Origin of the sequence: Streptomyces sp. NPDC000983, assembly GCF_040299205.1 — a bacterium.
GTDB lineage: Bacteria > Actinomycetota > Actinomycetes > Streptomycetales > Streptomycetaceae > Streptomyces.
Genome location: NZ_JBEPBM010000017.1, coordinates 132,131 through 157,817, shown reverse-complemented (window position 1 = coordinate 157,817; position 25,687 = coordinate 132,131). Strand labels below are relative to the sequence as shown.

Below are 25,687 nucleotides of genomic sequence, written 5' to 3'. Positions count from 1 at the left end.
AACGCCGAAGGGCGGCACCCCCTGACGGGTGCCGCCCTTCGGCGTCGTACGACGGGTCAGGGGCGCGTCACTTGCGCATGACCTCGGGCTCGTGGCGGCGCAGGAAGCGGGCCACGAAGATGCCGCAGATCACGCCGAGCACGATCAGGGCGGCCATGTCCATGCCCCAGGCGCCGACCGTGTTCTCCCACAGCGGGTCGTTGCTGTCGCCCTTGGCGGGCGGGCTGATGTTGTTGAAGTCGAGCGTGGCGCCCGCGGCGGCGACCGCCCAGCGCGACGGCATCAGGTACGAGAGCTCGTTGACGCCGACCGAGTTGGCCAGCGGGAACAGACAGCCGGTGAAGACGACCTGGACGATCGCGAACATGACCAGCAGCGGCATGGTCTTCTCGGCGGTCTTCACCAGGGCCGAGATGATCAGGCCGAACATCATGGCGGTGAAGCCCAGCGCCATGATCGGGATGCACAGCTCCAGCATGATCTGGCTGCCGAGGATCAGGCCCTCGTCCGGGATGGTGCGGCTGGAGAAGCCGATGACGCCGACCATCAGGCCCTGCAGCACGGTGATCAGACCGAGCACGAACACCTTGGACATCAGGTACGCGGAGCGGGACAGGCCGGTCGCCCGCTCCCGCTCGTAGATGACCCGTTCCTTGATCAGCTCACGGACGGAGTTCGCGGCGCCGGCGAAGCAGGCGCCCACCGCGAGGATCAACAGGACCGTCAGGGCCGTGCCGTTGGCGACGGGCTTGCCGGTGTTCGGGTTGATCTGGGTGTTGACCAGCAGGTCCTTGCCGGAGTCGATGAGCAGGCTCACCGATCCGAGGACGAGCGGCAGGATGATCGACAGGGCCAGGAAGCCCTTGTCGGAGGCGATGACCGAGACATAGCGGCGCACCAGCGTGCTGAACTGCGACATCCAGCCCTGCGGCTTGGGCGGCCGCATCGCCTGCATCGGCGGCATCTGTACGGACTGCGGCGCGATCGCGTCGATGTCCGCGGCGTACATCTGGTAGTGCTGCGAGCCCTTCCAGCGGCCCGCCCAGTCGTAGTCGCGGTAGTTCTCGAAGGCGGAGAAGACGTCGGCCCAGGTGTCGTAGCCGAAGAAGTTCAGCGCCTCCTCGGGCGGACCGAAGTACGCCACGGCGCCGCCCGGCGCCATCACCAGGAGCTTGTCGCAGATCGCCAGCTCGGCCACGGAGTGGGTGACGACGAGGACCGTGCGGCCGTCGTCGGCGAGACCGCGCAGCAGCTGCATGACGTCGCGGTCCATACCCGGGTCGAGGCCCGAGGTGGGCTCGTCCAGGAAGATCAGCGACGGCTTGGTCAGCAGCTCCAGGGCGACCGAGACCCGCTTGCGCTGGCCACCGGAGAGGGAGGTGACCTTCTTCTCCTTGTGGATGTCCAGCTTCAGCTCGCGCAGCACCTCGTCGATCCGGGCCTCGCGCTCCTGCGCCGTGGTGTCGGCGGGGAAGCGGAGCTTGGCCGCGTACTTGAGGGCCTTCTTGACGGTCAGCTCCTTGTGCAGGATGTCGTCCTGCGGGACCAGACCGATGCGCTGACGCAGCTCGGCGAACTGCTTGTAGAGGTTCCGGTTGTCGTAGAGGACGTCGCCCTGGTTGGCGGGGCGGTAGCCGGTCAGCGCCTTGAGCAGGGTCGACTTGCCGGAGCCGGACGGGCCGATGACCGCGATCAGCGACTTCTCGGGGACGCCGAAGGAGACGTCCTTGAGGATCTGCTTGCCGCCGTCGACGGTGACGGTCAGGTGCCGGGCGGAGAAGGACACCTCACCGGTGTCGACGAACTCCTCGAGGCGGTCGCCGATGATCCGGAACGTGGAGTGGCCCACGCCCACGATGTCGGCGGAGCCGAGGAGTTGGGTGCCGCCCTTGGTGATCGGCTGACCGTTGACGTACGTGCCGTTGTGCGAGCCGAGGTCGCGGATCTCCATGCGGCCGTCGGGGGTCGCGTGGAACTCGGCGTGGTGCCGGGAGACCTGGAGGTCGGAGACGACCAGGTCGTTCTCCAGGGCACGGCCGATCCGCATGACACGGCCCAGCGAGAACTGGTGGAACGTGGTGGGGCTGCGGTCGCCGTAGACCGGCGGCGCCCCCGCGCCGACGCCGGGACCCTGCTGCTGGGGGATGTTCGGCGCGCCCTGCTGCGGCTGCTGCCAGCCGGCCTGCGGGGCCTGCTGCTGCGGCGCCTGCTGCTGCGGCGGCTGGGCCCAGCCGGGGTTGGCCGGGCCGGCCCCCTGCGCTGCGTACGGCTGCTGCTGGGGCTGGGCGGCGGGCGCCCCGGCGCCGGAGACGCTCAGGCGTGGTCCGTCGGTCGCGTTGCCCAGGTGGACGGCCGAGCCGGCACCGAGTTCCAACTGGTGGATCCGGTGGCCCTGCACGAACGTGCCGTTGGTCGAGCCATGGTCCTCGATCCCCCAACTCCGGCCGTTCCAGCTGATCGTGGCGTGCCGCCAGGAGACCCTGGCGTCGTCCAGCACGATGTCACCCTGCGGATCGCGGCCGAGGGTGTATGTCCTGGACGGATCGAGCGTCCAGGTTTGTCCGTTCAATTCCAGTACGAGTTCCGGCACTCCAGCCCCACTGAGTAGTCCCCCGAGTTACCCCCATCACAGGGAGTCTAGGGATGTCGAACATCGTCGGGAACTATTTCAGGCTCGGCCCCCTGACCGAAAGTCGGGCCTTGTGAAAACCGCGCGCACCGGCATCGTCCGGTTCCGTTGACGGGGTTGAAACCGGCCCGGAGAGTGGTAATCCACGCGAGGGGGGACATGCGCGGCGAGTTCGCCGCCTGCGGATCGGGGGGTCTGCGATGAGCTTGGCCAAGGACGCGGGCAGCGTCAGGGTGCCGTGGGCGGACGTGCTGCTGTCCGCCGTCGCCGCGGTGAGCTGGGCGCTGATCGGCATGGCGGGCACGGCCGCGCTGGGCCTGCATCTGCTGGAGGCGGACGCGACCGGCTCGTTGGGGCCGATGACGGCGGCGGTCGTGGCGCTCGGGGCGGGTGGTTCCGTGACGCCTTCGGGCGATGTGTCCGCCTTCGGTCTGACCGGCGCCCAGGCCACGACCGCCCTCGAGATCACGCCGCTGGGGGTGGGTCTGGTCGGCGCGCTGCTGCTGTCCTGGTTCTTCCTGCGGTCCCTGCGCACGGCGGGCGCCGTGATCGCCCCGGCCGAACTCCTCGCCCGCGCGGGCGCGGTGGTCGCGATGTTCGTGGCGATGCTGGGCGGTCTCGCGTGGGCGGGTCACGATGTCATCACCCTCGACGGCGGCGCCCTCGGCCTCGACGACCTGCCCGGCGGGGGCGCCGGGGAGGTCGAGATCCCGGGTCTCGGGGACGTCGGGGACATCGGCGGGCTGCTGCCCGACCGGATCGGCGACCTCGTGGACGCCGAGGCCGCGGTCGGCTTCGGCGTCGACACGGCGGCGACCCTCCTCGGCGGTGCCTGCTGGGCGGCCGGGATCCTGCTGATCGCGTTGCTGGCCTCCCGGCGCACTCCCCTGCCGGCCGGCTGGGCGGCCCTGCACCGGGTGGTGCGGCCCGCCGTGTCCGCCCTCGTCTCGGTCCTGCTGCTGGCGGTCCTCGCCGGGTTCGCGGCGGCGGCGTACGCGCTGATCGGCGACGACAACCCCAAGCGGATCGCGGGCGCCGCGCTGCTCGGGGCACCGAACGGGGTGTGGCTGGGCCTGCCCATCGGCCTGTTCGTGCCCTGGGACGGCGAGGCCTCGGGCCCACTGGCGCGGTTCCTGCCGGACCCGCTGGACGATCTGCTGGTCGACTCCGACCGGGCCGTGACGCTGGGACGCCTCGCCGAGCTGGACGGCCGGGTCTGGCTGCTGGGCGTCGCGGCGGCGGTGGCGATGCTGCTGGCGGGGGTGCTCACGGCGGTACGGACGCCGGTGGAGACCGGGACCGCCGGGTTCGCCGGCCGGTGCGCGCTGCGGCTCGGCGTCGTCACCGCGGTGGCGCTGCCGCTGCTGGCGTGGCTGACCGAGGTGTCCGTGGACGCGTCGCTCGCGGTGCTCGGCGTGGACGCCTTCGACGCCGGGGTCGAACTGCACGGCCGGCTCGGCCTCGCCCTGCTCCTCGGCGCCCTGTGGGGTGCGGCGGCGGGCGCGGCGGGCGCACTGCTGGCCCGCGGCACGGGGGCGGCGGGGCAGCGGACGGCGCCGCTGGCACGGGGTGACTCGGGGGGTGCGGGGGCGGAGGCCGCTGGGGCGCCGGACGCTGTGTGGGGTTCGGGGGCGGCTGAAGGTTCGGGGGGCGTGGGTGGTTCGGCAAGCGCGGGGGCCGCGGGTGGTGGGGCCGGCAGTGGGCCGTACGACCCGGGGGCGCCGTACCGGGCGCCGAATCCCGACACCAACCCGTATCTGCGGCGGCCCGAGGGGCTGTTGCCTCCGGAGGATCGGCGGCCCTCGGGGAGTGCCGGGGCACGGCACGGCGAAGAGCCGTGGCCGGGGGCGGGGCGAGGAGAGCCGGTACGGGAGCGGGGAGCGGCGCGGGCCCCCGGCCCGCCGCGCGGACCCTCGGCGCCCTCCGGTGACGCGGGCGGTGATGACGACGACGTGTACGGCGCTCCCACCGTGCTCGGGCCGATCCAGCCGCCGCCCCGCAGGCCCGCACGCGGCCGGAGCGGTGACGAGGCACGGCACTGGCCGGACGGTCCGCCGCCCCCGCCTCCGCCGCCGCCCGCCCCTCCGAAGGACCCCGAGGGACGCGGCTGACCGGGCGCCGGGCGCCCCGGGCAGGGGCCAGGACCTCGCGGCACGGGCGCCGGCCGCCCCGAGCAGGGGCCACGGCCTCGCGGCACGGGCGCCGTGAGGCCCGTAGGGGCAACAGGGATCGCCGTACGCGCTTTCTGCCGTACCGTCCACAGGAAACGGGTGAGACGTGATCGTCCCGTAAGGCGTGGGCCACCCGGTCGACACCCAGTGTTCCGTGTCCGTCAGGCGGACCACCGGGGCGGAAGGCACTGCGTGCCGGATACGGTGGATTCATCATGAGCGCTTCGCAGACCTCTGACGTCCCCACCCTTCTCGTCAAGATCTTCGGGAAGGACAGGCCGGGCATCACGGCCGGACTCTTCGACACCCTCGCCGCCTACTCCGTCGACGTGGTCGACATCGAGCAGGTCGTCACCCGTGGCCGGATCGTGCTGTGCGCCCTCGTGACCGAGCCGCCGCGCGGGATGGAAGGGGATCTGCGGGCCACCGTCCACAGCTGGGCGGAGTCCATGCGGATGCAGGCCGAGATCATCTCCGGGCTCGGCGACAACCGGCCGCGCGGGCTCGGCCGCTCCCTGGTCACCGTGCTGGGTCACCCGCTCACCGCGGAGGCGACGTCGGCCATCGCCGCGAAGATCACCCACGCCGGCGGCAACATCGACCGTATCTTCCGGCTCGCCAAGTACCCGGTGACGGCCGTCGAGTTCGCGGTCTCCGGTGTGGAGACCGAGCCGCTGCGCACCGCGCTGGTGACGGAGGCGGCGAAGCTCGGCGTGGACGTGGCCGTGGTCGCGGCCGGACTGCACCGGCGGGCGCAGCGGCTGGTCGTGATGGACGTGGACTCCACGCTGATCCAGGACGAGGTGATCGAGCTCTTCGCCGCGCACGCCGGCTGCGAGGACGAGGTCGCCGAGGTGACGGCGGCGGCGATGCGTGGTGAGCTGGACTTCGAGCAGTCGCTGCACGCGCGCGTGGAGCTGCTGGCCGGACTGGACGCCTCGGTCGTGGACAAGGTGCGCAGCGAGGTGCGGCTGACGCCGGGCGCGCGCACCCTGATCCGGACGCTGAAGCGGCTCGGCTACCAAGTCGGCGTGGTCTCGGGCGGGTTCACCCAGGTCACGGACGATCTGAAGGAGCGGCTCGGGCTGGACTTCGCCCAGGCCAACACGTTGGAGATCGTCGACGGGAAGCTGACCGGCAGGGTCACCGGCGAGATCGTGGACCGGGCGGGCAAGGCGCGGCTGCTGCGGCGCTTCGCCGCCGAGGCGGGCGTTCCGCTGGCGCAGACGGTGGCGATCGGTGACGGTGCCAACGATCTGGACATGCTGAACGCGGCGGGGCTCGGGGTCGCCTTCAACGCCAAGCCGGTGGTGCGGGAGGCGGCGCACACCGCGGTGAACGTGCCGTTCCTGGACACCGTGCTCTATCTGCTCGGCGTCACCCGTGAAGAGGTCGAGGCCGCCGACATGCACGACGAGGACTGAGTCCGCGGCACGGCGGAAGGGGCCCGGTGACGCACCGGGCCCTGCGCACGGGTGGGGTCACTCCTCCGTCGGCGCCCAGTAGTCGAGCAGGGTCGCCACACCGGGCTCCAGGCCCTTCCAGGAGCCGGTGAAGGTCAGCACGGCGAAGGCGGCGGCCGGGAACCCGTGGCGGTTCATCCGGGTGCGGGCGTCCCCCTCGGCGGCGCCGGACAGGACTTCGGCGAGGCCGTGGATGCCGGGATTGTGGCCGATGAGGACAGCGCTGCGCACGTCGTCCGGGGTCTCGTTGAGCACGGTGATCAGCTCGCCGGGCGAGGCATCGTAGATCCGCTCCTCGTAGACTGTTTTCGGCCGGTGCGGAAATTCGTGGACGGCCAGCTTCCAGGTCTCACGGGTCCGGGTCGCGGTGGAACACAGGGCCAGATCGAACTCGAAGCCGGTGTCGACGAGCCTGCGGCCGGCGACGGCGGCGTCCATGCGGCCCCGGTCGGCGAGCGGCCGCTCGTGGTCGGTCACCTCTGGCCAGTCGGCTTTCGCATGCCGGAAGAGGACAATCCTGCGGGGTTCTGCGTCGCTCATGGGTCCCAGCTTCGCATGAAACAGGCCACAGGGCGCAGGTAGTTGACCGGCGGCCGGGTCCCCGCTCAGCGTGCCATCAGGTGCTGGACGTGCTCCAGGAGCCGGGTGATCGCGGGGTCGGCGGTCGCCGCGTGTGCCTCGGCCGGGTCGAGTACGACCACCAGCAGGGCGACGAAGGCGAGGACGGGCAGGGCGAGCGCCCACCAGGGAAGCCGGGTGTCGACGCCGCCCCGGTGTGCCGGGTGCGGCGGGGTCTGCGTAGGGGCCGACATGGGTGCCTCCGCGGGTCTTCGAGCGGGCCGGGTTCCTGCCTCGTGGGCCGCTCTCGCGGCCACAACTCGAAGGTACGGAAACCCGGGCCCTCAACCCATCCGGTGATCCACCCAGTTGACCCTGACACTCACCCCCTAGGGGATGGTGGTGCTAGCCCCACCACGGGGGCGAGGCACCCGGTCGGTCAGCGGTGCCGCACACCGGCGGCGCTCAGGGCGAGACGGCCGGCACTCACGCCGAGACGACCCGCGCTCACGGCGAGGCGATCGTCGCGATGATGCCGATGATCACGAAGATGGCGAGGAACGAGCCGAAGACGATCAGCATCTTCTTCTGGCCGTCCTGGGGGTTCGGGTCGAGCACTGGCGACATACGGCCAGTCTCGCACCCGCGGCCCCCGGGCGGACCCCCGGGGTGGGCCTCAGCGGGTCCGGGGCCCGGGCAGCCGGAGGGCGGCCTCGTCCTCGACGATCCGGTTGCGCCCGGCCAGGACGCCCACCGCCATCTGCGGGATCATCAGCGCGGCCATGAGCGCGATCGGCACTCCCCAGCCGCCGCTGTGCTGGTAGAGCACGCCCACCAGGAGCGGGCCGGGGATCGAGATCAGGTACCCGGTGCTCTGCGCGAAGGCCGACAGCTGGGCCACGCCCGCGCCGGTCCTGGCGCGCATCCCGACCATGGTCAGGGCGAGCGGGAAGGCGCAGTTGGAGATGCCGAGCAGGACGGCCCAGAGCCAGGCTCCGGAGGCGGGCGCGAAGTACAGGCCGGCGTATCCGGCGAGGCCGCAGACGCCCAGCGCGAGGGCGATGGGGCCCTGGTGGGGCAGGCGGGTGGCGACCCGCGGGATGACGAAGGCCAGCGGCACGCCCATGACCATGGTGATCGCCAGCAGCAGTCCGGCCGTGCCCGCGGGCACCCCGGCGTCCCGGAAGATCTGCGCCATCCAGCCCATGGTGATGTAGGCGGCGGTGGCCTGGAGGCCGAAGAAGACGGCGAGCGCCCAGGCGGTACGGCTGCGCGTGATGCGCAGCGCGGGCGCCTCCTCGCGCGTGGGGCCCGGCCTGCCGTCGGGCGCCGTGTCCGGCCCCAGGGCCGCCCCGCGCCGGTCCCGGAGGAGCGGGAGCCACGGCAGTACGGCGGCCGCCGACAGGGCGGCCCAGACGGCGAGCCCGGACTGCCAGCCGCCGCCCAGGGCGTCGGTGACCGGCACGGTGGCCGCGGCGGCGGTCGCGGTGCCGAGGGCGAGGGCCATGGAGTACAGGCCGGTCATGGAGCCGACGCGGTCGGGGAACCAGCGCTTGACGATGACCGGCATCAGGACGTTGCTGACCGCGATGCCCATCAGGGCGAGGGCGCTGGCGGCCACGAACGCGCCCGTGCTGCCCGCGTACGGCCGGATCAGCAGTCCGGCGGTGATCGCGGCCATGCCCGCGCAGACGACGGCGCCGGTGCCGAAGCGGCGGGCGAGCCGGGGCGCCATGACGCCGAAGACGGCGAAGCAGAGCGGGGGCACGGAGGTGAGCAGCCCGGCGACGCTGCCGCTCATGCCGAGGCCGTCGCGAACCTCTTCCAGGAGGGCGCCGAGGCTGGTGATGGCGGGGCGGAGGTTGAGCGCGGTCAGCACGATGCCGACGACGACCAGACGCGTCGCCCACGCGCGCGGGCCGGAGGCAGGGCCGGCCGTCGGGGCCGAACCGCGTATCGCCTGGGGACTCGTCGTCCGGGTCTCGGTCCGGGTTTCCCCGGTCCGGGTTTCCTCGCTCACCATGTCGCCCATCATAGAATCATGGGATGAATGGTTGTCCATCCCCCGGTCGCCCTCGGTCACCGGTTCCGTGCGAAGGTGTGCCATGCCCCTGAGCCAGCAACGCCGGTCGGCGCTGTCCGAGCAGGTCATCGCCGCGCTGCGGAACCAGATCACCTCGGGCGAGTGGCCGGTCGGCGCCCGGATCCCGACCGAGCCCGAGCTGGTCGAGCAGCTGGGCGTGGCCCGCAACACGGTCCGTGAGGCCGTCCGCGCCCTCGCCCACAACGGCCTGCTGGACATCCGCCAGGGCTCGGGCACCTATGTGGTCGCCACCAGTGAGCTGGCCGGGGTGATGCACCGCCGGTTCGCCGGTGCCGACCCGCGGCACATCGCGGAGCTGCGTTCCACGCTGGAGTCGGGCGCGGCGAAGCTGGCCGCCGAACGGCGCACCGAGAAGGACCTACGGCAGCTGGAGACGCTCCTGGCGCGGCGCGAGGCGGCCTGGGAGTCGGGCGAGGCGGAGGCGTTCGTGGCGGCCGACGCCACCTTCCATCTCGCGGTGGTGTCGGCGTCCCACAACGACGCGATGACGGCGGTGTACGCGGACCTGGGCGAGGTGCTGCGGGACTGGCTGCGCGAGGACGTGGGCGAGGAGCTGACGCCGGAGACGTACATGGACCACGCCCGGCTGGTCGAGGCGATCCGCGCGGGCGACGCGGCGACGGCGGCCGCGGAGGCGGCGGGCTATCCCTTCCAGTGCCGTCCGGGGAGGTTCAGCGCCGCTGGTGGCTGACCCAGACCGGGCCGACCTCCTTCCAGCAGCGCCCGGTGAGCCGTACGGTCACCGCCGGGCCGACGTCGACCGGGGAGCTGTCGGTGTCGAGGTCCCACCAGCGGGCGCACTCGATGTGCAGGCGCACCCGGTCCACGTCCGCGTAGGGGTTGTGGCAGTGGACGGTGACATGGGAGCCGTCCACGCGGGTGCGGCACTCGGAGCCGGAGAGGTCCGGCGGGGCGGCCTCGGCGGCCGGTACGCGTGCGTGGGACGTGGCCTCCTGCGGCAGGCACATCACGACGGCGAGGGCGACGGCGACGGTCGCTGGGGCGAGGCTGCGGGACAGACGCACAAGGGGACCTCCTCGGCCGTGCTGGGGAGGGGAACGGTGCGGTGAACACCTACTCCAGGGTGCGTGGTCGTCCCCGGCCCCCGCCCGGCCGGTTGGGCCGAACGGGGGACACGCCGAGGGGCCCGCGTCCGGTTACCGGACGCGGGCCCCTCGGCGTGGTGCGCGGATCAGGCGCCGATGGCGTGCAGACCGCCGTCGACGTGGATGATCTCGCCCGTGGTCTTCGGGAACCAGTCGCTCAGCAGGGCGACGACGCCCTTGCCGGCCGGCTCCGGGTCCTTGAGGTCCCACTCCAGCGGGGAGCGGTTGTCCCACACGGAGGCCAGCTCGTCGAAGCCCGGGATGGACTTGGCGGCCATGGAGCCGAGCGGGCCGGCGGAGATCAGGTTGCAGCGGATGTTCTGCTTGCCCAGGTCACGGGCGATGTAGCGGCTGGTGGCCTCCAGGGCGGCCTTGGCCGGGCCCATCCAGTCGTACTGCGGCCAGGCGAACTGGGCGTCGAAGGTGAGGCCGACGACCGAGCCGCCGTTCTGCATCAGCGGCAGGCAGGCCGTGGTCAGCGACTTCAGGGAGTACGCCGAGACGTGCATGGCCGTGGCCACGGACTCGAACGGCGTGTTCAGGAAGTTGCCGCCGAGGGCGTCCTGCGGGGCGAAGCCGATGGAGTGCACGACGCCGTCGAGGCCACCGAGCTCCTCGCCGACCAGGTCGGCCAGCCGGCCCAGGTGCTCGTCGTTGGTGACGTCGAGCTCGATGACCTTGGTGGGCTTCGGGAGCTTCTTGGCGATGCGCTCGGTCAGCGTGGGCCGGGGCCAGGCGGTCAGGATGATCTCGGCACCCTGCTCCTGGGCCAGCTTCGCGGTGTGGAAGGCGATGGAGGACTCCATCAGCACACCGCTGATCAGGACGCGCTTGCCCTCGAGAATTCCGCTCATGGTGATCAGTGACCCATTCCCAGTCCGCCGTCAACGGGGATGACGGCTCCAGTGATGTACGAGGCGTCGTCGGAGGCGAGGAACCGCACCGTCGCGGCGATCTCCTCCGGCTGCGCGTACCGGCCGAGCGGGACCTGCGACACGATGGCCGCGCGCTGCTCGTCGGTGAGCACCTTGGTCATGTCGGTGTCCACGAAGCCGGGCGCGACGACGTTGAAGGTGATGTTGCGCGATCCCAGCTCACGGGCGAGGGAGCGCGCGAAGCCGACGAGCGCGGCCTTGGAGGCGGCGTAGTTCGCCTGCCCCGCGGAGCCGAGCAGTCCGACCACGGACGAGATCAGGACGACACGGCCCTTCTTGGCGCGCAGCATGCCCCGGTTGGCGCGCTTGACGACGCGGAAGGTGCCGGTGAGGTTGGTGTCGATCACCGAGGCGAAGTCCTCCTCGGACATCCGCATCAGGAGCTGGTCCTTGGTGACACCGGCGTTGGCGACGAGGACCTCGACCGGGCCGTGCTCGGCCTCGATCTCCTTGTAGGCCTGCTCCACCTGCTCGCTGTCGGTGATGTCGCACTTGACGGCCAGGAGGCCGGTCGGCGGCTCACCCGAGCGGTACGTGATGGCGACCTTGTCGCCGGCGTCGGCGAATGCACGGGCGATGGCGAGGCCGATGCCCCGGTTGCCTCCGGTGACGAGAACCGAGCGGCTCAACGGATCACCCTTTCGATAGCGGTCCTGAACACCCGCCCGAACACCTGGATGACAGGCGGCTTCCCCGAAAACCTATCGGTCCGGGTCCCCGCGCGGAGAAGCGGGCACCGACAGTGGCTGGTGGGAGTCACTGTCGGGTCCCTACAGAACCGAACCGGCCGCGCCGGGCAAACGTGTGGTCGCCGACCCGGCCGTCACGACATGATCGGAGCGACCACGGCAACGGCGACAGGAAGAGATCCAGGTGCCTCATACCATCGACGAGTCCTTCACGGCACTACCTCTGCGTGCCCTGGCGGACGCCGCCCTGGCACGCGCGCGTGCGCTGGGCGCCGAGCACGCGGACTTCCGGTTCGAGCGGGTGCGCAGCGCGTCCTGGCGGCTCAGGGACGCCAAGCCGGCGGGGTCGTCCGACACCACCGACCTCGGCTACGCGGTGCGGGTCGTGCACGGCGGGACCTGGGGTTTCGCCTCGGGCGTGGATCTGACCATGGACGCGGCGGCCAAGGTCGCCTCCCAGGCCGTGGCGATGGCGAAGCTGTCCGCGCAGGTGATCAAGGCGGCCGGGGCCGACGAGCGGGTCGAACTGGCCGACGAGCCGGTGCACGCCGACCGGACGTGGATCTCGTCGTACGAGATCGACCCGTTCACCGTGCCCGACGCGGAGAAGGCGGGGCTGCTCGCCGAGTGGAGCGGGCGGCTGCTGGCGGCGGACGGGGTGAACCACGTCGACGCCTCGCTGCTGACCGTGCACGAGAACAAGTTCTACGCCGACACCGCGGGCACCGTCACCACCCAGCAGCGGGTCCGGCTGCACCCGCAGTTGACCGCCGTGTCGGTGGACGAGTCCACCGGCGAGTTCGACTCGATGCGCACCATCGCGCCGCCCGTCGGACGCGGCTGGGAGTACCTCACGGGCACCGGCTGGGACTGGGACGACGAGCTGGCGCGGATGCCGGAACTCCTCGCGGAGAAGATGCGCGCGCCGAGCGTCGAGGCGGGCCTGTACGACCTCGTCGTCGACCCGTCCAACCTGTGGCTGACCATCCACGAGTCGATCGGGCACGCCACCGAGCTGGACCGCGCCCTCGGTTACGAGGCCGCCTACGCCGGCACCTCCTTCGCCACCTTCGACCAGCTCGGCAAGCTCAGGTACGGCTCCGAGCTGATGAACGTGACCGGTGACCGCACCGCCGAGCACGGCCTGGCGACCATCGGCTACGACGACGAGGGCGTCGCCGGCCAGACCTGGGACCTGGTGAAGGACGGCACGCTGGTCGGGTACCAGCTGGACCGGCGGATCGCGCGGCTGACCGGGTTCGAGCGGTCCAACGGCTGCGCGTTCGCCGACTCCCCCGGCCATGTGCCGGTGCAGCGCATGGCCAACGTCTCCCTGCGGCCCGACCCGGCCGGGATGTCGACGGAGGACCTCATCGGGGGCGTCGACCGCGGGATCTACGTCGTCGGGGACCGGTCGTGGTCCATCGACATGCAGCGCTACAACTTCCAGTTCACCGGCCAGCGGTTCTTCCGGATCGAGAACGGCCGGATCACCGGCCAGCTCCGGGACGTCGCCTACCAGGCGACCACCACCGACTTCTGGGGCTCCATGGCGGCGGTCGGCGGCCCGCAGACCTACGTCCTGGGCGGCGCCTTCAACTGCGGCAAGGCCCAGCCGGGCCAGGTCGCGGCGGTGTCCCACGGCTGCCCGTCCGCCCTCTTCAGGAGCGTCAACATCCTCAACACCACCCAGGAGGCCGGTCGATGAGCGTCAGTGCAGGGATCGGCCGGGGGTCCGGGGGTTGCCCCCCGGAACAGCACAGTCCCAACACCACCCAGGAGGCCGGTCGATGAACAAGCCGTACGAGATCGTCGAGCGGGCTCTGGAGCTGTCCCGGGCCGACGGGTGTGTCGTCATCGCCGACGAGCAGTCCACCGCCAACCTGCGCTGGGCGGGCAACGCGCTGACCACGAACGGTGTCACGCGCGGGCGCACGCTCACGGTCGTCGCCACCGTCGACGGCAAGGAGGGCACCGCCTCCGGAGTGGTGTCCCGTTCCGCGGTGACGGCGGACGAGCTGGAGCCGCTGGTGCGGGCCGCGGAGGCCGCCGCGCGCGGTGCCGAGCCCGCCGAGGACGCGCAGCCGCTGGTGGCCGGTGTGCCGGTGTCGCCGGACTTCACGGACGCCCCCGCCGAGACCTCCTCCGCGGTGTTCGCGGAGTTCGCCCCGGCGCTCGGGGAGGCGTTCGCACGGGCGCGGGCGGGCGGACGCGAGCTGTACGGCTTCGCCAACCACGAGCTGGTCTCGTCCTACGTCGGTACGTCCACGGGGCTGCGGCTGCGGCACGACCAGCCGAACGGAACGCTGGAGCTGAACGCCAAGTCCCCCGACCGCACCCGCTCGGCGTGGGCCGGCCGGTCCACCCGGGACTTCAAGGACGTGGACCCCGCGGCGCTCGACGCGGAACTGGCCGTACGCCTGGGCTGGGCGAAGCGCAGGATCGCGCTGCCCGCCGGGCGGTACGAGACGCTGCTGCCGCCGACCGCCGTCGCGGACCTGCTGATCTACCAGATGTGGTCGTCGTCGGGCCGGGACGCGGCCGAGGGCCGCACGGTGTTCTCCAAGCCGGGCGGCGGCACCCGGATCGGCGACCGGCTCACCGAGCTGCCGCTGACCCTGCGCAGCGACCCCAACGAGCCGGGCCTGGAGTCCGCCCCGTTCGTGCTGGCGCACTCCTCCGGCGGTGACGCGTCGGTGTTCGACAACGGTCTGCCGCTCGCGCCCACCGAGTGGATCCGCGAGGGCGAGCTGCGGCGCCTGCTGACCAGCCGGCACAGCGCGGGCCTGACCGGGCTGCCGGTGGCCCCGGGCATCGACAACCTGATCCTCGACAGCGGCGACGGCGACGGGCGCGGCCTGGAGGAGATGGTGGCGGGCACCGAGCGCGGGCTGCTGCTGACCTGCCTGTGGTACATCCGCGAGGTGGACCCGGCGACACTGCTGCTGACCGGCCTGACCCGGGACGGCGTCTACCTGGTGGAGAACGGCGAGGTGACCGGCGAGGTCAACAACTTCCGGTTCAACGAGTCGCCGGTGGACCTGCTGGGCCGGGCCACCGAGGCCGGGCGCACCGAGAAGACGCTGCCCAGGGAGTGGGGCGACTGGTTCACCAGGGCCGCGATGCCCGCACTGCGGGTGCCCGACTTCAATATGAGTTCGGTCAGCCAGGGCGTATAACCTCGTACCTGACCACGAGCCTTCCCGAGGAGACAAGAGAACCGTGACGGACATCGTCGACGAGCTGAAGTGGCGCGGTCTGTGGGCCCTGTCCACCGACGAGGACGCCTTGCGCAAGGCGCTCGCGGACGGTCCCGTCACGTTCTATTGCGGCTTCGACCCCACCGCGGCCAGCCTGCACGTCGGCCACCTGGTGCAGGTGCTGACCATGCGCCGGCTCCAGCAGGCGGGCCTGCGCCCGCTGGCCCTGGTCGGCGGGGCCACCGGCCAGATCGGTGACCCGCGGCCGACCGCGGAGCGCACGCTGAACGACCCGGAGACGGTCGCGAACTGGGTGAACCGGCTGCGCGCGCAGATCGAGCCGTTCCTGTCCTTCGAGGGCGAGAACGCCGCCGTGATGGTGAACAACCTGGACTGGACGGCCGGCCTGTCGGCCATCGAGTTCCTGCGGGACATCGGCAAGCACTTCCGCGTCAACAAGATGCTGACCAAGGACTCGGTCGCCCGTCGGCTGGAGTCCCAGGAGGGCATCAGCTACACGGAGTTCAGCTACCAACTGCTCCAGGGCATGGACTTCCTGGAGCTGTACCGACGGCACGGCTGCACGCTCCAGCAGGGCGGCAGCGACCAGTGGGGCAACCTCACGGCGGGTCTGGACCTGATCCACCGGCTGGAGCCCGAGGCCGACGTGCACTGTCTGGCGACGCCGCTGATGGTGAAGGCGGACGGCACCAAGTTCGGCAAGACCGAGGGCGGGGCCGTCTGGCTCGACCCCGAGATGACGACGCCGTACGCGTTCTACCAGTTCTGGCTGAACGTGGACGACCGGGACATCTCGACGTACATGCGCATCCTGTCCTTCAGGTCCGTCGAGGAGCTGGAGGAGCTGGAGCGGCAGACCGAGGAGCGGCCGCAGGCGCGGGCCGCGCAGCGGGCGCTGGCGGAGGAGCTGACGACGCTGGTGCACGGCGCCGGGCAGACGGCCGCGGTCATCGCCGCGTCCCGGGCGCTGTTCGGTCAGGGCGAGCTGGCGGAGCTGGACGAGCGGACGCTGGCCGCGGCCCTGTCGGAGGTGCCGCACATCAAGGTCGCCGAATCGGCCCCGGTGGTCGACCTGTTCGCCGAGGTGGGGCTGGTGGCGAGCAAGTCCGCGGCCCGTCGGACGGTGAAGGAAGGCGGGGCCTACGTAAACAACGTGAAGGTCACGGCCGAGGACGCCGTTCCCGCGATGGAGGACCTGCTGCACGGCCGCTGGCTGGTGCTGCGCCGGGGCAAGAAGAACCTGGCGGCGGTCGAGGTCACGGGCGCATAGGGCTCTGATGCACAACGAAGGGGCGGCACCCTCGCGGGTGCCGCCCCTTCGCCGTACCCGGCGCTCAGGTCTGCATCTTCCTCTTGCCCAGCGTCGCCATGTACACCATGTCGCCCGCGGCCACGATGATGATCGCCGCGACGAGCTGGAAGAAGTGCCGGCTCCAGTCGATGCCGGCGGTCTCCTCGACGCCGAAACCGCGCGCGATGGCGTTGCCGACGATGGCGCCGAGCATGCCGAAGATGGTGGTCAGCCAGAGGGGGCTGTGCTGCTTGCCGGGCAGGATCGCCTTGGCGATCAGTCCGAGCACGAACCCCACGATGATCGCCCACAACCAGCCCATGGCCGCCTCCTTGTACGCCTGCGCGTGAGCAGTACGCCCAGTCTCGGCCCGTACCGCGTACGCCGCATGCCGGGTGGGTCCGTACGCGGGACATCGGAGGTCGTTCACCTGTACGGAAGGTGCCCCGCCCTCGTAGGCGGCGCAGGCCGGGCGTACCGTGGAGGTGTCCGGGCCCGGCCCCCCGACCGGGGGCGGTGGGGGTGCGGGCAGGGGAGAACCCGATGCGGGCGGATGGTGGAATGTGATGCGGAAGCTGCACGGCGGGGGCAACGCCCAGGTGTTCCGGATCACCGGGGCGCGGACGGGCCTCCAGGAGGACGTACGGGGCCGCGAGCGGCGGTACATCATCTCGATGTCGATCCGCACGCTGTCGGTGATCCTCGCGGCGACCTTGTGGAACGTCGAACGGCATGTGGCCGTGGTGGCGCTGGTGCTCGGTGCCGTCCTGCCGTACATCGCGGTGGTCGTCGCCAACGCCGGACGGGAGAACGCGCCCGGGCTGCCCTCCACTTTCGTCGGTGCCCCGAGCCGTCCGATGATCATGGGACCGGCGGCCGAGGCGCCGTCGGCGGAACGCGCTCCGGAGGACGCGGCCGGCGATTCGGCGGGCGCCGCCGAGGGCGCCGTACATGACCGGAAATGACCTTGGCGGGACGCCCGGAAGCGGAATCCGTTCATGCGCCAAGCTCAAGAAAAGCTCAGGAACAATACTGTTGTTCAGGTGCCGGGCGGCGGGTGACCCATGACATACTTCGTAGGCGCTCCGCATCCCCCGTCGGAGCGACGGACCGACGCCGGGCAGCTCCCCCCGTGGCTGCTCGGCGTCGCCTTTTTTCCGGACCCTGTGAGACGAATCCCGTGAGTGACGAGACGCCGATCTGTTCCGCCAAGGGCTGCCGGGCCACCGCCGTATGGGTGCTGGCCTGGAACAATCCCAAGATCCACACTCCGGAGCGGCGGAAGACCTGGCTCGCCTGTGACGAGCACCGGGAGCATCTGTCGCAGTTCCTGGGGGTGCGGGGCTTCCTGAAGGACGTCGTGCGCTTCTCGGAGTGGGAAGCGCCGGCCGAACCGTAGAGTTTCAGCCGCCGATGGCGGACATCGGGCGGTCCGGCTGGACGAAGCTCGGGTCGTCGAGGCCCGCTCCCGCCTTCTTGCCCCACATCGCCAGGCGCCAGATACGGGCTATCTCCTCGTCCGGGGCGCCCGAGCGCAGGGCAGCGCGCAGATCGGTCTCCTCGCGGGCGAAGAGGCAGGTGCGGACCTGGCCGTCGGCGGTGAGCCGGGTGCGGTCGCAGGCGGCGCAGAACGGGCGGGTGACCGAGGCGATGACCCCGACGCGGTGCGGGCCGCCGTCCACCAGCCAGCGCTCGGCCGGGGCGGAGCCCCGCTCCTGGGAGCCCTCCTCGGTCAGCGTGAACCGGGTGCGCAGGGAGGCCAGGATGTCGCCGGCGGTGATCATCCCGTCGCGCTTCCAGCCGTGCTGGGCGTCCAGCGGCATCTGCTCGATGAACCGCAGTTCGTAGTCGTGCTCGACGGCCCAGGCGAGGAGGTCGGGGGCCTCGTCCTCGTTCAGGCCCGGCATCAGCACCGAGTTGACCTTGACGGGGGTCAGGCCCGCGGCGCGGGCGGCCTCCAGGCCCTCGATGACGTCCTTGTGCCGGTCGCGCCGGGTGAGGGTCTTGAAGACGTCCGGGCGCAGGGTGTCCAGGGAGACGTTCACCCGGTCCAGGCCCGCGGCCTTCAGGGCGGCGGCGGTGCGCCTGAGACCGATGCCGTTGGTGGTCAGCGACATCTGGGGGCGGGGCGTGAGGGCGGCGACGCGCTCGACGATGCCGACCAGGCCGGGGCGGAGCAGGGGCTCACCGCCGGTGAAGCGGACCTCCTCGACACCGAGGGAGGTGACCGCGATGTCGATCAGGCGGACGATCTCGTCGTCCGTGAGCAGGTCGGGCTTGGCCAGCCACTGCAGGCCCTCCTCGGGCATGCAGTAGGTGCAGCGCAGATTGCACCGGTCGGTCAGCGACACTCTCAGGTCGGTGGCCACTCGGCCGTAGGTGTCGATGAGCACGTGGGCCCCCTCCCGTGTCGCGGAGCACTCTGTTTCCGTCATCTGCGAGCCTACGTGACCCCACTGACATCGACAGGGCCCGATCCCACGAGGTAAGACGCGGCCGCGTCGTAGATCCCTACGACGCGGCCGCTTCGGGGGGTGCTCAGTGGGCGCCGGTGCCGGTCAGGGACCGGACCTCCAGCTCGGCGTACTTGCCCTTGTCCGGCTCCTCCTTCGACAGGTAGGTGCCGATGATGCCGAGCAGGAAGCCGACCGGGATCGAGATGATGCCGGGGTTCTCCAGCGGGAACCAGTGGAAGTCGACGTCGGGGAACATCGAGCTGGGCTTGCCGGAGACGACCGGCGAGAACAGCACCAGGCCGACCGCGGTGGTCAGACCGCCGTAGATCGACCACAGGGCGCCCTGGGTGGTGAACCGCTTCCAGAAGAGGCTGTAGAGGATCGTCGGCAGGTTGGCGGAGGCGGCGACCGCGAAGGCGAGCGCGACCAGGCCGGCCACGTTCAGGTCGCGGGCCAGGGCGCCGAGGCCGATGGAGACGACGCCGATCCCGACGGTCGCCCAGCGGGCGGCGCGGACCTCCTCCTTCTCGGTGGCCTCGCCCTTGCGGATGACGTTGGCGTAGATGTCGTGCGCGAAGGACGACGAGGAGGCGAGCGTGAGGCCGGCGACCACCGCGAGGATCGTCGCGAAGGCGACGGCGGAGATGGTGGCCAGCAGGATGGCGCCCCAGGTGGAGTCGACGCCGCCGAGATGCAGCGCCAGCAGGGGTGCGGCCGTGTTGCCGGCCTTGTTGGAGGTGGTGATCTCCTCCGGGGTGATCAGCGCGGCGGCACCGAAGCCGAGCGCCAGGGTCATCAGGTAGAAGGAGCCGATGAGGCCGATGGCCCAGATCACGGACTTCCGGGCGGCCTTGGCGGTGGGCACGGTGTAGAAGCGGATCAGGATGTGCGGCAGGCCGGCGGTGCCCAGGATCAGGGCGATGCCGAGGGAGATGAAGTCCAGCTTGGTGGTGCCGGTGGCGCCGTACTTCAGGCCGGGCTCCAGGAAGGCCGCGCCGTGGCCGCTCTGGTCGGCGGCGGTGCCGAGCAGGTCGGAGACGTTGAAGTCGAACTTCAGCAGCACCAGGAAGGTCAGCAGCAGGGCGCCGGTCATCAGCAGGACGGCCTTGACCATCTGGACCCAGGTGGTGCCCTTCATGCCGCCGATGCTGACGTACATGATCATCAGGATGCCGACCAGGGCGACGATGCCGATCTTGCCGGCGTCGCTGCTGATGCCGAGCAGCAGCGAGACCAGGACGCCCGCGCCGGCCATCTGGGCCAGCAGGTAGAAGATCGACACCACGATGGTGGAGGTGCCGGCCGCGGTGCGGACCGGGCGCTGGCGCATCCGGTAGGCGAGGACGTCGCCCATCGTGTAGCGACCGGAGTTGCGCAGTGGCTCGGCGACCAGCAGCAGGGCGACGAGCCAGGCGACCAGGAAGCCGATGGAGTACAGGAAGCCGTCGTAGCCGAAGAGGGCGATGGCGCCCGCGATGCCGAGGAAGGACGCGGCGGACATGTAGTCGCCGGAGACGGCGAGGCCGTTCTGGAAGCCGGTGAACTGGCGGCCGCCCGCGTAGAAGTCGGCGGCGTCCTTGGTCTGCCGGCCCGCCCACACGGTGATGACGAGGGTCGCGACGACGAAGACACCGAACAGGCTGATGATCAGGGTGCGGTGCTCGCTGGCGGCGTCGGCCGCGAGGACCATGTGCGCGGAGCTCATGCGCCGCCCTCCATCCGGGACTTGATCGCCTCTGCCTTGGGGTCGAGGTGGGTGGCGGCGTGCCGCGCGTACCACCAGGCGATGAGGAAGGTGGTGAGGAACTGGGCGAGGCCGAGGACGAGGGCCACGTTGATGTTGCCGAACAGCTCGGTGCCCATGAAGCCGCCCGCGTAGTTCGACAGCAGGACGTAGAGCAGGTACCAGACGATGAAGCCGATGGTCAGCGGGAAGGCGAAGGAGCGGTAGGCGCGGCGCAGTTCACCGAACTCCGCGCTCTCCTGCACCTCGGTGTACTCCTCGGTACTGGGGAGTTGATGCTGCTCTTTCGAGGGGGGCGGTGTGTCGGTGGCCACGGAGTCTCCTCGCGTTGCGGGCGCTGTCGCGACAGTGGACGGGGACGGGTTCGGTTCGGGCGTGGGGGACGGGCTGGGAACGACGGACATGGCGGCTCAGACCTCACAGTGACGTGGATCGCACGGTCCGGGTGCGGGGAGCGTGCCCCGGGGCGTGATCCGACAGGGGGCTCGATCGTGCTCGGGCCTCCTGTCCAACGTCACGGCGCCACGCGAGAACCGGTTCAACACCGATCACTTCTTTCCGAACTGACTTCCCGAAGGTCATTGCTGGCCAGCGAGGCGGGGAGATAGTTTCACCCTGCACGCCCGTCATGTACCTGCCCGAGCACCATCTGTGTCTCGGGCAGTTTCGTTTTGGATGATGTGGAGATCCCATGGCTCATCTGCCTTCAAGACGCCGGCTCGCCCTGGCCGTCCCCGTCGTGCTCTCACTGACCGCCTCGCTCGGCTTCCTGCCGACCGCGGCGACCGCCGCCCCGGTCGCGGAGACCACCGCGCAGGCGGCGGACGCGCCGAAGCTGGCGTACGTGGTGAACACGAAGACGGACCGCCGGACCCTCGAGTCGGTGAAGAAGGCCGTCGCCGCGGCCCAGGGAACGGTCGTGGCGTCGTACGACAGGATCGGTGTGATCGTCGCCCACTCGGCCAACCCCGAGTTCGGCAAGCAGCTGCGCGCGGTGCGCGGGGTGCAGTCGGCGGGTGCGACGCGTACGGCACCGCTGACCGCGGCGGGCACCACCGACCAGGGCGCCGCCGAGTTCCTGACCGACGCCCAGGCCGCGAAGGCCGCGAGCGCCGCCGCACCGGACAGCGAGCCCCTCGAGGCCGACCAGTGGGACCTGCGCGCGATCGGCGCCGACAAGGCGGCGAAGATCAACCCCGGTAGCGCCAGGGTGACCGTCGCCGTGATCGACACCGGCGTCGACGACACCCACCCGGACCTGGCGCCGAACTTCTCCAAGTCCCAGTCGGCCAACTGCGTGGGCGGGGTCGCGGACACCAGCGAGGGCGCCTGGCGGCCGTACACGGCCGACGACTACCACGGCACGCATGTGGCGGGTGAGATCGCCGCCGCCCGCAACGGCATCGGGGTCGCGGGTGTCGCGCCGGGTGTGAAGGTCTCCGGCATCAAGGTGAGCGACCCGGACAACGGTCTGTTCTACCCGGAGAGCGTGGTGTGCGCCTTCGTGTTCGCCGCCGACCACGGTGTGGAGATCACGAACAACAGCTACTACGTGGACCCGTGGCTCTACAACTGCATGGACGACCCCGACCAGCGGGCCATCGTGGACGCGGTCAACAGGGCGCAGCTGTACGCGCAGAGGAAGGGCACGCTGCACCTGGCCTCGGCGGGCAACTCCAACCACGACCTGGACTCGGACGCCATCGTCGACGCCACCAGCCCCGACGACTCCACCCCGGTGGAGCGCACGATCGACCCGCACGAGTGCTACGACGTCCCCACGCAGCTCCCGGGCATCGTCACGGTCAGCGCGACGGGCGTGCAGAACCTGAAGTCGTACTACTCCTCGTACGGCAAGGGTGTCGTGGACGTGGCGGCGCCGGGTGGCGACCGGCTGTACCAGATACCCGACACGCCGTCGAAGAACGGCCGCATCCTGTCCACCATGCCGAACGGGCAGTACGCCTTCCTCCAGGGCACGTCGATGGCCTCGCCGCACGCCGCCGGTGTGGCCGCGCTGCTGAAGTCGAAGCACCCGTGGGCGGGTCCGGCCGCGCTCCAGGCGCTGCTGAAGGCGCAGGCGGACAACCCGGGCTGCCCGGAGTCCTACGACCAGAACGGCGACGGCACGCAGGACGCGACGTGCGAGGGCGGCACGCGCGTGAACGGCTTCTACGGGTACGGCATCGTCAACGCGCTGCGCGCGGTCAAGTGATATTCGGACAGGAGAGATTGACACCATGACAGCGCACATCTCGCGCTCCCGCCGCCTGGTGGCCGTCCCCGCGGGGATGGCCGTGGCGACGGCACTGGCCCTGCTGCCCAACGTCTCGGCGGCCGCCGAGGCCGAGGAGGCCACCGCGCTCAGCTACGTCGTCAACGTCGGCCCCGGGCACGGTCCTTCGTCCCGGGTGGAGCGGGCCATCGCCGCGGCGGGCGGCACGATCGTCACGTCGTACGACCGGATCGGCGTGGTCGTGGTCCACTCGGCCAATCCCGACTTCGCCAAGACGCTGCGCAAGGTGCCCGGCGTGGACTCGGCCGGCAACACCCGCAACGCGCCGCTGCCCGCGCAGTCGACGACGGAGGTCGGCACCCCGAGGGTGCTCAGCGCGGCCGAGGCCGCCGCCGTCGAGGCGGCCGAGGGCCAGGACCCGTTGCAGCCGCTCCAGTGGGACCTGCCCGCCATCAAGGCGGACCGGGCGCACGAGAAGTCGCTCGGCAGCAGCAAGGTCACCGTCGCCGTCATCGACACCGGCGTGGACGACACCCACCCCGACCTCGCGGCCAACTTCGACCGCGACGCCTCGGTGAACTGTGTGACGGGCAAGCCGGACACCACCGAGGGCGCCTGGCGGCCCGGCCCGACGGAGAGCGCGCACGGCACGCACGTCGCCGGTGAGATCGCGGCCGCCAAGAACGGCATCGGCATGACCGGTGTCGCGCCCGGGGTGAAGGTCTCCGGCATCAAGGTGTCCACGACCGCCGGATACTTCTACACCGAGGCCGTGGTGTGCGGCTTCGTGTGGGCGGCCGAGCACGGCGTCGACGTGACGAACAACAGCTATTACACCGACCCCTGGTACTTCAACTGCAAGAACGACCCGGACCAGGCCGCGCTCGTCGAGGCCGTCTCCCGGGCGTCGCGGTACGCGGAGAAGAAGGGCGCGGTCAACGTCGCCGCGGCCGGCAACGAGAACTACGACCTCGCGGCGGACGAGATCACCGACCCGGTGTCCCCGAACGACGCGACGCCCTCGGACCGGGTGGTCGACCCCTCCGAGTGCCTGGACATACCGACGCAGCTGCCGGGTGTGGTGACGGTCGCCTCGACCGGCGCGAAGGGCATCAAGTCGTCGTTCTCCAACCACGGCCTGGGCGTCGTCGACATCGCCGCGCCCGGCGGCGACTCGACCCGCTTCCAGACCCCGGCCCCGCCGGCCACCAGCGGCCTGATCCTCGGCACGCTGCCGGGCGGCAAGTGGGGCTACATGGCCGGTACGTCGATGGCGTCCCCGCATGTCGCGGGTGTCGCCGCGCTGATCAAGTCGACGCACCCGAAGGCCCCGCCGGCCCTGGTGAAGGCGCTGCTGTACGCACAGGCCGACGCCACGGCGTGCACGGAGCCGTACGACATCGACGGCGACGGCACGGTCGACGCGGTGTGCGAGGGCTCCAAGTACCGCAACGGCTTCTACGGCTGGGGCACGGCGGACGCGCTGGACGCGGTGACGAAGTAGCGGTACCGCGGTAGCGGTTCGGCGCGCGTGCCGGGGCGGGGAGCGGATCCCCGGGCCCCGGCACGCGTGCGTGGCGGGCGGGCGGGTCGGTGGTCGTGCCGGCCTGTCGGCCGTGGTGCCGGCCGGCTCTCGTACGGAGCCGGGCGATGGCGCATAGTGCAGTCATGAACGACATCGAGTACGCCTGGACGGCGGTGGGTGGTGACCCCGGGCTGCTGTCGCGGGTGGCCGTCGTGGCGCGCGGGGGCGCGCTGGCGTCCCGGCTGCCGGTGCGGGGGCTGGCCCGCGCCTGTGTGGGCGCGTGCGCGCTGGCGGCCGCGGAGCTGGGGGCGCGGCGGGCCGGGCTCGCCGCGGTGCCCGGTGTGCGGGTGGACGACGGGGCCGTAGCCACGGCGTTCGTGAGCGAGCGGCATCTGCTGGTCGACGGGCGGGCGCCGGTCGGTTTCGCCCGGCTGTCGCGGTTCTGGCGGACCGCGGACGGGTGGGTGCGGACCCATGCCAACTATCCGCACCACGGGGAGCGGCTGCTGACGGCGCTGGGTCCCGCGGAGCGGCTCGAAGCCGTGCTCGCCGAGCGGCCGGCCCTGGAGGTCGAGGAGGCGGTGTACGCGGCCGGCGGGCTCGCCGTCGCCGTGCGCTCGGCCGAGGAGTGGGCGCGGCATCCGCAGGCGGGCGAGGTGGCTCTGCGGCCGCTGGTGGAGCGGGAGCGGCTGGACTCGGCACGCGGGCGTGCCCTTCCGGCCGCCGGTGCGGGCCTCCCGCTGGAGGGGGTGCGCGTCCTGGACCTCACCCGGGTCCTCGCGGGGCCCGTCGCCACCCGCACCCTCGCCCTGCTGGGCGCGGACGTGCTGCGGCTGGACCCGCCGCGCCACCCCGAACTGCCCGACCAGCACGCCGACACGGGGTTCGGGAAGCGCTCCGCGGTCCTCGACCTCGGTACGGACCGGCGGACCTTCGAGGAACTGCTGGCGTCGGCCGACGTGGTCGTCACCGGGTACCGGCCGGGCGCCCTGGACCGGTTCGGGCTGGCCCCGGAGGCGCTGGCCGAGCGGCGGCCCGGGGTGGTCGTGGCGCAAGTGTCGGCGTGGGGTGCGTACGGGCCGTGGGGCGAGCGGCGGGGCTTCGACAGCCTGGTGCAGGCCGCGACCGGGATCTCCCTCACGGAAGGGGCGCCGGACGCGCCGGGGGCGCTGCCCGCGCAGGCCCTCGACCACGGCACCGGGTACCTGCTGGCGGCGGGCGTGCTGCGGGCCCTGAGCGAGCGGTACGACGAGGGCGGCGGCAGGGTCGTACGGCTGGCGCTGGCGCGGACCGCGCACTGGCTGACGACCGGGGCGACCGGTACGACCGGGGCGACCGGTACGCAGACCCCGGGCGCGGCGCCGTACGACGGTCCTGGGCCCTGGCTGCGTGAGCGGGACAGCGCGCTCGGGCGGCTGCGGTACGCCCTGCCGCCGGTGGCCCACACGGGTGGGCCGGCGGACTGGGCGCGGCCGCCCGGGGTCTACGGAACCGATCCCGCGCGGTGGGCGTGAGTCGTGGCGGAGCCCGAAAGCGTACTCATCGGCGCGACGACGTCC

At 71.7% G+C, this 25,687-nt stretch carries 23 protein-coding genes; 11 read left to right on the top strand and 12 right to left on the bottom strand.

Annotated elements, in window-relative coordinates; genetic code table 11:
* Positions 1 to 67: 67 nt before the first annotated feature.
* Positions 68 to 2,590 (bottom strand): ABC transporter ATP-binding protein/permease, encoded by a 2,523-nt coding sequence (locus tag ABT296_RS21200; RefSeq protein ID WP_351929539.1) that lies wholly within the window; start codon positions 2,588 to 2,590, stop codon positions 68 to 70.
* 239 nt (positions 2,591 to 2,829) lie between these two features.
* Here ABT296_RS21200 and ABT296_RS21195 point away from each other — a divergent pair, with 239 nt between their 5' ends.
* Both ABT296_RS21195 and serB read left to right on the top strand, forming a co-directional pair.
* On the top strand, positions 2,830 to 4,740 hold the full coding sequence (locus ABT296_RS21195) for a streptophobe family protein (protein WP_351929537.1): 1,911 nt from the start codon (positions 2,830 to 2,832) through the stop codon (positions 4,738 to 4,740).
* Positions 4,741 to 5,015: 275 nt separating this feature from the next.
* Positions 5,016 to 6,224 (top strand): phosphoserine phosphatase SerB, encoded by a 1,209-nt coding sequence (gene serB, locus ABT296_RS21190; protein WP_351929535.1) that lies wholly within the window; start codon positions 5,016 to 5,018, stop codon positions 6,222 to 6,224.
* Between the two features lie 57 nt (positions 6,225 to 6,281).
* Here serB and ABT296_RS21185 read toward each other — a convergent pair whose 3' ends face one another.
* From ABT296_RS21185 to ABT296_RS21170, 4 genes are all read right to left on the bottom strand, one after another.
* On the bottom strand, positions 6,282 to 6,803 hold the full coding sequence (locus tag ABT296_RS21185; RefSeq protein ID WP_351929533.1) for a SixA phosphatase family protein: 522 nt from the start codon (positions 6,801 to 6,803) through the stop codon (positions 6,282 to 6,284).
* A gap of 65 nt (positions 6,804 to 6,868) precedes the next feature.
* Positions 6,869 to 7,075 (bottom strand): hypothetical protein, encoded by a 207-nt coding sequence (locus tag ABT296_RS21180; RefSeq protein WP_351929531.1) that lies wholly within the window; start codon positions 7,073 to 7,075, stop codon positions 6,869 to 6,871.
* Between the two features lie 253 nt (positions 7,076 to 7,328).
* Entirely contained in the window at positions 7,329 to 7,448 is a 120-nt protein-coding gene (locus tag ABT296_RS21175) for an SGM_5486 family transporter-associated protein (protein ID WP_351929529.1), read from the bottom strand.
* Between the two features lie 49 nt (positions 7,449 to 7,497).
* On the bottom strand, positions 7,498 to 8,856 hold the full coding sequence (locus tag ABT296_RS21170; protein ID WP_351929527.1) for a CynX/NimT family MFS transporter: 1,359 nt from the start codon (positions 8,854 to 8,856) through the stop codon (positions 7,498 to 7,500).
* A 70-nt stretch (positions 8,857 to 8,926) separates the two neighbouring features.
* Between ABT296_RS21170 and ABT296_RS21165 the strand changes: the two genes are divergently transcribed.
* Complete coding sequence (locus ABT296_RS21165) at positions 8,927 to 9,616, top strand: FadR/GntR family transcriptional regulator (protein WP_351929525.1); 690 nt, start codon at positions 8,927 to 8,929, stop codon at positions 9,614 to 9,616.
* On the opposite strand, the gene ABT296_RS21160 is transcribed toward ABT296_RS21165, so the two are convergent.
* From ABT296_RS21160 to fabG, 3 genes are all read right to left on the bottom strand, one after another.
* Positions 9,597 to 9,950 carry a hypothetical protein gene (locus ABT296_RS21160; RefSeq protein WP_351929523.1) on the bottom strand — a complete coding sequence of 118 codons (354 nt, stop codon included), beginning with the start codon at positions 9,948 to 9,950 and terminating at the stop codon, positions 9,597 to 9,599. The two genes, ABT296_RS21165 and ABT296_RS21160, sit on opposite strands and share 20 nt — an antisense overlap.
* Before the next feature lie 167 nt (positions 9,951 to 10,117).
* On the bottom strand, positions 10,118 to 10,885 hold the full coding sequence (gene fabI / locus ABT296_RS21155; RefSeq protein WP_351929521.1) for an enoyl-ACP reductase FabI: 768 nt from the start codon (positions 10,883 to 10,885) through the stop codon (positions 10,118 to 10,120).
* Positions 10,886 to 10,890: 5 nt separating this feature from the next.
* Positions 10,891 to 11,595: a 3-oxoacyl-[acyl-carrier-protein] reductase gene (gene fabG, locus ABT296_RS21150; protein ID WP_351929519.1), complete on the bottom strand. Its 705-nt coding sequence runs from the start codon at positions 11,593 to 11,595 to the stop codon at positions 10,891 to 10,893.
* Positions 11,596 to 11,839: 244 nt separating this feature from the next.
* Here fabG and ABT296_RS21145 point away from each other — a divergent pair, with 244 nt between their 5' ends.
* The 3 genes from ABT296_RS21145 (at position 11,840) to tyrS (ending at position 16,146) form a co-directional block, all read left to right on the top strand.
* Positions 11,840 to 13,363, top strand: coding sequence for a TldD/PmbA family protein (locus tag ABT296_RS21145; protein WP_351929517.1), 1,524 nt, complete (start codon positions 11,840 to 11,842; stop codon positions 13,361 to 13,363).
* 82 nt (positions 13,364 to 13,445) lie between these two features.
* Positions 13,446 to 14,834, top strand: coding sequence for a metallopeptidase TldD-related protein (locus tag ABT296_RS21140; RefSeq protein WP_351929515.1), 1,389 nt, complete (start codon positions 13,446 to 13,448; stop codon positions 14,832 to 14,834).
* A 43-nt stretch (positions 14,835 to 14,877) separates the two neighbouring features.
* Positions 14,878 to 16,146, top strand: coding sequence for a tyrosine--tRNA ligase (gene tyrS / locus ABT296_RS21135; protein WP_351929513.1), 1,269 nt, complete (start codon positions 14,878 to 14,880; stop codon positions 16,144 to 16,146).
* Between the two features lie 64 nt (positions 16,147 to 16,210).
* Here tyrS and ABT296_RS21130 read toward each other — a convergent pair whose 3' ends face one another.
* On the bottom strand, positions 16,211 to 16,489 hold the full coding sequence (locus ABT296_RS21130) for a GlsB/YeaQ/YmgE family stress response membrane protein (protein WP_351929511.1): 279 nt from the start codon (positions 16,487 to 16,489) through the stop codon (positions 16,211 to 16,213).
* A 244-nt stretch (positions 16,490 to 16,733) separates the two neighbouring features.
* Between ABT296_RS21130 and ABT296_RS21125 the strand changes: the two genes are divergently transcribed.
* Positions 16,734 to 17,132 (top strand): DUF3099 domain-containing protein, encoded by a 399-nt coding sequence (locus ABT296_RS21125; RefSeq protein ID WP_351929509.1) that lies wholly within the window; start codon positions 16,734 to 16,736, stop codon positions 17,130 to 17,132.
* Positions 17,133 to 17,347: 215 nt separating this feature from the next.
* Positions 17,348 to 17,566, top strand: a complete 219-nt coding sequence (locus tag ABT296_RS21120; RefSeq protein ID WP_351929508.1) for a hypothetical protein — start codon at positions 17,348 to 17,350, stop codon at positions 17,564 to 17,566.
* Positions 17,567 to 17,570: 4 nt separating this feature from the next.
* Here ABT296_RS21120 and moaA read toward each other — a convergent pair whose 3' ends face one another.
* The 3 genes from moaA to ABT296_RS21105 form a co-directional block, all read right to left on the bottom strand.
* Entirely contained in the window at positions 17,571 to 18,560 is a 990-nt protein-coding gene (moaA, locus tag ABT296_RS21115; RefSeq protein WP_351929506.1) for a GTP 3',8-cyclase MoaA, read from the bottom strand.
* A gap of 145 nt (positions 18,561 to 18,705) precedes the next feature.
* A complete protein-coding gene (locus tag ABT296_RS21110; protein ID WP_351929504.1) occupies positions 18,706 to 20,328 on the bottom strand; it encodes a monocarboxylic acid transporter in 1,623 nt (540 codons plus the stop codon).
* Positions 20,325 to 20,681 carry a DUF485 domain-containing protein gene (locus ABT296_RS21105; protein WP_351929502.1) on the bottom strand — a complete coding sequence of 119 codons (357 nt, stop codon included), beginning with the start codon at positions 20,679 to 20,681 and terminating at the stop codon, positions 20,325 to 20,327. Before ABT296_RS21105 ends, ABT296_RS21110 begins: the two co-directional genes overlap by 4 nt.
* A 377-nt stretch (positions 20,682 to 21,058) precedes the next feature.
* Here ABT296_RS21105 and ABT296_RS21100 point away from each other — a divergent pair, with 377 nt between their 5' ends.
* The 3 genes from ABT296_RS21100 to ABT296_RS21090 all read left to right on the top strand — a co-directional run bounded on the left by ABT296_RS21100 (position 21,059) and on the right by ABT296_RS21090 (position 25,642).
* Positions 21,059 to 22,582 carry a S8 family peptidase gene (locus ABT296_RS21100; RefSeq protein ID WP_351929500.1) on the top strand — a complete coding sequence of 508 codons (1,524 nt, stop codon included), beginning with the start codon at positions 21,059 to 21,061 and terminating at the stop codon, positions 22,580 to 22,582.
* 25 nt (positions 22,583 to 22,607) lie between these two features.
* Entirely contained in the window at positions 22,608 to 24,107 is a 1,500-nt protein-coding gene (locus ABT296_RS21095; RefSeq protein WP_351929498.1) for a S8 family peptidase, read from the top strand.
* Between the two features lie 164 nt (positions 24,108 to 24,271).
* Entirely contained in the window at positions 24,272 to 25,642 is a 1,371-nt protein-coding gene (locus ABT296_RS21090) for a CoA transferase (RefSeq protein ID WP_351929496.1), read from the top strand.
* Positions 25,643 to 25,687: the final 45 nt, after the last annotated feature.